Origin of the sequence: Streptomyces sp. WAC 04229 (assembly GCF_003947455.1) — a bacterium.
Lineage (GTDB): Bacteria > Actinomycetota > Actinomycetes > Streptomycetales > Streptomycetaceae > Streptomyces.
The window spans coordinates 37,630-44,675 of the sequence record NZ_QHJH01000047.1 but is presented as its reverse complement, the minus strand read 5'-3'; the positions used below and the strand labels follow the sequence as shown (position 1 = coordinate 44,675).

General features: G+C 70.0%; 6 protein-coding genes. 2 read left to right on the top strand and 4 right to left on the bottom strand.

The window, feature by feature from the left end; translation table 11 throughout:
• Both DMH12_RS15740 and DMH12_RS15735 read right to left on the bottom strand, forming a co-directional pair.
• Positions 1-1,186: cation:proton antiporter (locus tag DMH12_RS15740; RefSeq protein WP_125492202.1), on the bottom strand; the 1,186-nt coding region annotated here is incomplete at its 3' end.
• A 78-nt stretch (positions 1,187-1,264) separates the two neighbouring features.
• A complete protein-coding gene (locus DMH12_RS15735; protein ID WP_185832337.1) occupies positions 1,265-1,732 on the bottom strand; it encodes a MerR family transcriptional regulator in 468 nt (155 codons plus the stop codon).
• A gap of 247 nt (positions 1,733-1,979) precedes the next feature.
• Here DMH12_RS15735 and DMH12_RS15730 point away from each other — a divergent pair, with 247 nt between their 5' ends.
• Positions 1,980-3,485 carry a SulP family inorganic anion transporter gene (locus DMH12_RS15730; protein ID WP_125492200.1) on the top strand — a complete coding sequence of 502 codons (1,506 nt, stop codon included), beginning with the start codon at positions 1,980-1,982 and terminating at the stop codon, positions 3,483-3,485.
• A gap of 73 nt (positions 3,486-3,558) precedes the next feature.
• On the opposite strand, the gene DMH12_RS15725 is transcribed toward DMH12_RS15730, so the two are convergent.
• Entirely contained in the window at positions 3,559-5,079 is a 1,521-nt protein-coding gene (locus tag DMH12_RS15725) for a sodium:alanine symporter family protein (RefSeq protein ID WP_125492199.1), read from the bottom strand.
• A gap of 353 nt (positions 5,080-5,432) precedes the next feature.
• Positions 5,433-6,050, bottom strand: coding sequence for a TetR/AcrR family transcriptional regulator (locus tag DMH12_RS15720; RefSeq protein ID WP_125492198.1), 618 nt, complete (start codon positions 6,048-6,050; stop codon positions 5,433-5,435).
• A gap of 116 nt (positions 6,051-6,166) precedes the next feature.
• Between DMH12_RS15720 and DMH12_RS15715 the strand changes: the two genes are divergently transcribed.
• The gene (locus tag DMH12_RS15715; RefSeq protein WP_125492197.1) at positions 6,167-6,988 is read left to right on the top strand and encodes an SDR family NAD(P)-dependent oxidoreductase; all 822 of its coding nucleotides are present in this window, start codon (positions 6,167-6,169) and stop codon (positions 6,986-6,988) included.
• The last annotated feature ends 58 nt before the right edge of the window (positions 6,989-7,046 follow it).

The window sequence follows — 7,046 nt, the reverse complement described above, 5'->3', positions numbered from 1 at the left end:
CCGTCCGCCCGGCCCCGTCCGCTCCCGCCCGGCGCAGCCGCATCGCCAGCAGCGGGAGCACCAGTACGGAGATCATCGCGGCGCCGACCAGGGAAGCCGCCTCGTCGGAGCCGATGAGCCGCTGGTCCACCCCGATGGTCGTGATCGCCGCCACCAGCGGCAGACACGTGGACCCGAACAGGGCCAGCGCGGCCCGGTCCGGCCGCCCGAGGTCCATGGGTGCCAGCACATACACCGGTGCGCCGCGCACCAGCAGGACCAGCAGCAGGAATCCCGGTACGAGCAGCAGGGCGCCCGGATCGTGGAGCAGCGCGTCCAGGTCGAACTCGATGCCGGTGACGACGTAGAAGAGCGGCACGAGGAAGCCGAACCCCATGGCCTCCACCTTGCCGAGGACCTCCCCGCTGCTGTCGGGCGCCGCCCGGTGCAGGACGAGGCGGGTGAGGACGCCGGCCGCGAAGGCGCCCAGCAGCACGTCGAGCCCGAAGACCTCGGCGAGGCCCAGCATGCAGGCCAGCAGCAGCATGACGAACCGCACGGCGAACTGGGCGCTGCTGTGCAGGGTCCGTTCGGTCAGCCGGCCGAACCAGGGCGGGCGCGGACGCAGCGCCCAGAACACGGCGAGGGCCGTGACCGCCCCGAACGCGGCCAGCAGCGCGGCCGACTCGGCCGGCCTGCGCCCGCTGAGCAGCAGCGCCACGGCGACCACGGGCCCGAACTCGCCGACCGCCCCGAACGCCGACACCACCGTCCCGAACCGCCCGCGCAGCTGCCCGCGGTCGCGCAGCATCGGCAGCACCGTGCCGAGCGCCGTACTGGTCAGCGCGGTACCGATGACGAACGCCTCGAAGACGTCCCCACCGCTGATCAGAAAGGCCAGACCGATCCCCAGGACCAGCGACAGCAGCCAGGACCGCACGGACCGGCGCAGCGTGTCCCCGCGTACCGCCGCGAAGTCGATCTCGTACCCGGCCAGGAAGATCAGCATCGACAGCCCCAGATCGGCGAGCGTGTCGACGACCTCGTCGGGCCGCGCCCACCCGAGCACGTCCGGCCCGACCAGGATCCCCAGCCCGATCTCGAAGATCACCAGCGGCACCCGCACCCGCCGTCCGGCGACGTACACGAGCAGCGGGGCCAGCACGGCGATGCCCATGATCAGCACGAGCGTGCCCGGATGGGTCATGTCTCCCTCACGGCGGAGTGCGGAGGCCGGCCGCACGCGGCGGCCCGCTGCCACCCTCGCCCAGGGGGCGGTCGCGGACTACCGCATGTACTCCGTCGGAGGGACCTCCGCGGCCGGGATCTGCGCGGCCGGGACCTCCGCGGCCGGGGGAGCGGACTCCGGGAGGCGTCCCCGGAGGGTGGCGGCGAAGTCCTCGGCGCGGCGCAGCTGGACGCGCAGCTTCTCGACCTGCTCGGTGGCCGCCTGTTCGTACCCGCGGACGCGGTCCACCAGTGCCTCGCGCTCACCCGCGTCCAGCGGGTCGCCGCTGTCCAGGAGGTCGGTGGCCCGGAGCAGGTCGCGCATCTGGTCCAGGGTGAAGCCGAGCGGCTTCATCCGGCGGATGACCATGAGCCGGGCGACGTCCTGCTCGGTGTAGAGGCGGAAGCCGCCCTGGGAGCGGGCGGAGGGGATGACCAGTCCGGTGTCCTCGTAGTGCCGGATGGTGCGAAGGGACAGCTCGGTCCGCTCGGCGACTTCACCGATCTGCATGTGCTTGTCGTCCACGCCCTGTGACCTGGCCCTTCGTGTCATGGCGGGCGGCGCCCGCCCTGGACCTCGCCCATCTCTACCCTAACGTCAGGGTAGAGTTGTGGTCGGTGAGGGCAGCCCGGCCGCTCCGCCACCGCTGTCTCCGGGACCGATGACGCCCCCGGCGAAGAGCCGATTCTCGCAGCCGCCCGGCCCCGCACGCCCTTCCCGTGCACCCCGGTCCCGCACGGGGTGTGCCCTAGCACGACAGGTACGCATCTCCTTGTCTTCTGCCGCTGTCAGCCCCGCCGCGCGACTGCGCGCCCTCAAGCCCGACTGGCTGAACGACCCCCGGGTCTGGCGCACCGAGGTCCTCGGCGGGCTGGTCGTCGCCCTGGCGCTGATCCCGGAGGCGATCTCCTTCTCGATCATCGCCGGGGTCGATCCGGCGATCGGGCTCTTCGCCTCGTTCACGATGGCCGTCACGATCTCCGTCGTCGGCGGACGCCGCGCGATGATCTCCGCGGCCACCGGTGCGGTCGCCCTGGTGATCGCGCCCGTGAACCGCGAGCACGGCCTGGGGTATCTGGTCGCCACCGTCATCCTGGCCGGCGTCTTCCAGATCGTCCTCGGGGCCGTGGGTGTCGCCAAGCTGATGCGGTTCGTGCCCCGCTCGGTCATGACCGGCTTCGTCAACTCCCTCGCGATCCTGATCTTCATGGCGCAGGTGCCGGAGATGCGCGACGTGCCCTGGCCGGTCTACCCCCTGATCATCGGCGGGCTCGCACTGATGGTGTTCTTCCCGAGGGTCACCCGGGTCGTCCCGGCGCCCCTGGTCTCCATCGTGATCCTCACCGTGATCACCGTGGCCGCCGGGATCGCCGTGCCCACCGTCGGCGACAAGGGCGAACTGCCCTCCTCGCTCCCGGTGCCCGGCCTGCCGGACGTGCCCTTCACCCCGGACACCCTGACCACCATCGCCCCGTACGCCCTCGCCATGGCGCTGGTCGGTCTGATGGAGTCCCTCATGACCGCCCAACTGGTCGACGACATCACCGACACCCGCTCCTCCAAGACGCGCGAGTCCATCGGCCAGGGTGTCGCCAACATCGTCACCGGCTTCTTCGGCGGCATGGGCGGCTGCGCCATGATCGGCCAGACGATGATCAACGTGAAGGTGTCGGGCGCCCGTACCCGCGTCTCCACGTTCCTCGCGGGCGCGTTCCTGATGGTGCTGTGCGTCGTCTTCGGCCCGGTCGTCTCCGACATCCCGATGGCCGCGCTGGTCGCCGTCATGGTCATGGTCGCCTTCGGCACCTTCGACTGGCACTCCGTCTCGCCGAAGACCCTCAGGCGGATGCCGGCGGGGGAGATCGCCGTCATGGCCCTCACCGTGGCCGTCGTGGTCGCCACCCACAACCTCGCGATCGGCGTCGTCGCCGGCACCGTCACGGCCATGGTCGTCTTCGCCCGGCGCGTGGCCCGACTCGCCCACGTCACCGCTGTCACCGACCCCGACGGAACCCAGGTCGTCTACGCCGTCACGGGCGAGCTCTTCTTCGCTTCGTCCAACGACCTCGTCCACCGCTTCGACTACGCCGGCGATCCCGACGACGTCGTCATCGACCTCTCCGCCGCCCACATCTGGGACGCCTCCTCGGTCGCCGCCCTCGACGCCGTCGAGACCCGGTACGCCCGGCGCGGCAAGACCGTCCGGATCACCGGCCTGAACACCCCGAGCGCCGACCTGCACGGCAGGCTCTCGGGTGAGGTGACGGGCGGCCACTGACGTGGGACGGGCCCCTGCTCACCAAGGCGCGAGGTGAGCAGGGGCCCGTTCAGGAGCCGGACCGTGTGAGCGGTCAGACGGTCGTCTTCACCGACTCCTGGTCGTCGTCGCCGTCGGCGCCCCCGCCCGCCTTCCGGGTGCGGACGAACTCCAGGAACGTGTTGAGTTCGCGCTTGACGACGGGGGCGAGCAGGTAGAGGCCGATGATGTTGATGACGGCCAGCGAGAAGAGGACCGCGTCGGCCAGGTCGATCAGGGTCTGCAGGGTCAGCAGCGAACCGGCGACGGCGAAGACGGTGTAGACGACCTTGTACGTGATCTCGCTGACCCGGCTGCGGCCGAAGAGGTACGTCCACGCCTTGAGGCCGTAGTAGCCCCAGGTCAGCACCGTGGAGATGGCGAAGAGCAGCACCGCGACGGTGAGGATGTACGGGAACCAGGGCAGGACCGTCTCGAAGGCGTCCGAGGTGATCGTGACACCGCCGATGTCCTCGCCGAGACTGTCCGGGTTGGCGATGACGATGGTGAGCGCGGTCATCGTGCAGATGACGACCGTGTCGATGAAGGGCTCCAGCAGCGCGACCAGGCCCTCACTGGCGGGGTGCTTGGTCTTGACCGCGGAGTGGGCGATCGGCGCGGAGCCGAGACCGGCCTCGTTGGAGAACGCGGCCCGCTTGAAGCCGATGATCAGCGCACCGAGGACACCGCCGGCGACCCCTTCGGGATTGAAGGCGCCCTCGACGATCGACACCAAGGCGTCCGGGACGGCGGTGACGTTGACCAGGATCACGACGAGGCACGCGACGATGTAGATGCCCGCCATGGCCGGTACGAGCCTGCTCGTGACGTTGGCGATGGAGCGGATGCCGCCGAGGAGCACGATGCCGACGACGGCGGCGACCAGGATGCCGAAGAACAGGGCACCGGCCGAGGAGCCGAGCGCGCCGTCCTCGCCGCCGGTGACGGAGACCAGCTGCGCGTAGGACTGGTTGACCTGGAAGAGGTTGCCGCCGAAGAGGCCGAAGAACAGGATCATGAAGGAGGCGAGGACCGCGAGGACCTTGCCGAGCGTCCGGCCGTTCTTCCCGAAGCGCTCGGTGAGGCCCTTGGGGAGGTAGTGCATGGGGCCACCGGACACGGTGCCGTCGGCGTGCACCTCGCGGTACTTCACGCCGAGGGTGACCTCGACGAACTTGGTGGCCATGCCGAGCAGGCCGCAGAGGATCATCCAGAACGTGGCACCGGGGCCGCCGATGGACACGGCGACGGCGACACCGGCGATGTTGCCGAGACCGACGGTGCCGGAGACCGCCGCGGTCAGTGCCTGGAAGTGGTTGACCTCACCGGCCGACCCCTTCTCGTCGTACTTCCCGCGCACCACGTCGACGGCGAGTCTGAACTTGCGGAACTGGACGAAGCCGAACCAGCCGGTGAAGACCAGGCCGGCGACGACGAGCCAGGCGACGATGAGGGGCAGGTCGGTTCCGCCCACGGGGACGGCGTAGAAGACCACCTCCCCCAGCCACTCGGCTATGGGCTCGAAGAATCCGCTGACGGCATCGTCGACGGACTGGGTGACGGAGTCGAGTGACACGTGGCTACCTCGGTGACGCTGGTGGGGCGGGCGGGGAGTCCGCCTGGGAGCGGTCTCTGGGCGAACGTCGTCGTCCGATGAGCGGACCCGGGGCACACGGTGCGGCTTCGGAACGTGATCAGCCCGGGCTGTAGTGGGGACAGGCCAAGCCCCGCAGATCCCGGTGGCCGACCGAGTCACCTGCGGAGTTGCGTTGTTCTACCACGTCTTTGCCGAAGCTTTAGTGACGTATCTCACGTAACGGTTGGTGACCGGCGAAAGTCCCAGCAGGTGAGACCGGACCGTTATTCGGCCGCTGGAAGCGTGCTGTCTGCACCTATGCGGGCGACGGGGTGCCCGCCCCGCGCGAGGCCTCACGGGCGCCGAGCCGCTCCCGCTCCGAAGGCTCGGAGGGTCGCGTCGACGAGCGAGTCCGCGTACGCGGACGTCAGTGGACCGCTGCGGTGCAGCCATCTCAGGAAGAGGGGTGCGTACAGCATTTCGAGGACCAGGTCGAGATCGGCGTCGGGGTCGAACTGGCCGGCCTTCTGGGCGCTGCGCAGGCGTGCCTTCTTCGCCTCGTCCAGCGGCCCGGCCAGCTTCTCGCGGTACTCGGCCGCCAGTGCGGCGTCGTTGGCGATCTCGGTGTTGAGGGCGCGGATCAGCTTGTCGAAGGAGGGGTCGGCGAACTCCGCGACCGTGGCGCGCATGACGAGCCGGAGGTCGGCTCGCAGATCGCCGGTGTCCGGCAGTGTGACCGACTGCCCGTCCGCATCCTCGCTCACGGCCAGCAGGGCGGCGACGACGACCGCGCTCTTCGACGGCCACCGCCGGTAGATCGTCTGCTTGCCGACGCCGGCGCGGGCGGCCACCGCCTCGATCGTGACCTTCTCGTACGGCTCTTCGGCGACCAGGGCGCGGGCGGCCGCGAGGATCGCCTGCCGGGACCGTTCCTTGCGCCGGGAGTGGTCCGGTCCTCTCTCCGTGGACATGCGGCCAGCCTACCCGTCAAAGGAAACGAGACGAACCGTATTGATGTGTTCGCTCCAACGCCCTATGATCAAAACGAACCGAGACGGACCGTTTTACTTACTTGAGGTGACGCAACATGACGGATGGAAAGGTCTGGCTCATCACCGGTGCATCCCGCGGCCTGGGACGCGCTTTCACCGAGGCCGCCCTGGCAGGCGGTGACCGCGTGGTGGCCGCCGCTCGCAACGTCGGGCCCCTGAAGGAACTGGCCGAGGAGCACCCCGGCCACCTGGTCCCGCTGCCCATGGACGTCGCCGACCGCCGGGTGGTGTTCGACGCGGTGGAGCAGGCCGTGGCCGCCTTCGGCAGGCTGGACGTCGTCGTCAACAACGCGGGCGCGATGCTCTACGGCATGGTGGAGGAGGCGACGGAGGAGCAGATCCGCGCACACATGGATGTGAACTTCTTCGGCGCCGTGTGGGTGGCGCAGGCGGTCCTTCCGCACCTGCGGGCCCAGGGGGGCGGGCGGCTTCTTCAGGTGACCTCGATGGGCAGCGGCGGCGGCATGGCCACCGTCGGCTACTACGGTGCGGGGAAGGCGGCACTGGACTCGGTGAGCGAGGCACTCGCGATGGAGGTCGAAGGGTTCGGCGTCAAGGTCACCATCGTGCAGATGGGCGGTTACAACACCGGCCTGTTCACCGCCGGGACCACGAACACCGAACCCCTGGCGCCGTATCAGCCGCTGCGTGCCGAGATGGAGGCGATGTGGGGTGACGCCGTCGCCCCGGAGCCGGACACCGCTGCCCCGGCCGTCATGGAGCTGGTCGCGCTGCCGGATCCGCCCCGACGGCTGATCGTCGGCAGCCAGTCCTTCGACCATGTCCTGGAGATGGACCGAGCCCAGGCGGATCTGTACCGGTCCTGGGAGCACCTCAGCCGTATCGCTCCGGGCTGACCGAGCCCCTTTCGCGGCGGGCCGGTTTCCCCCGAGGGGACGGAGCCGGCCCGTCGGC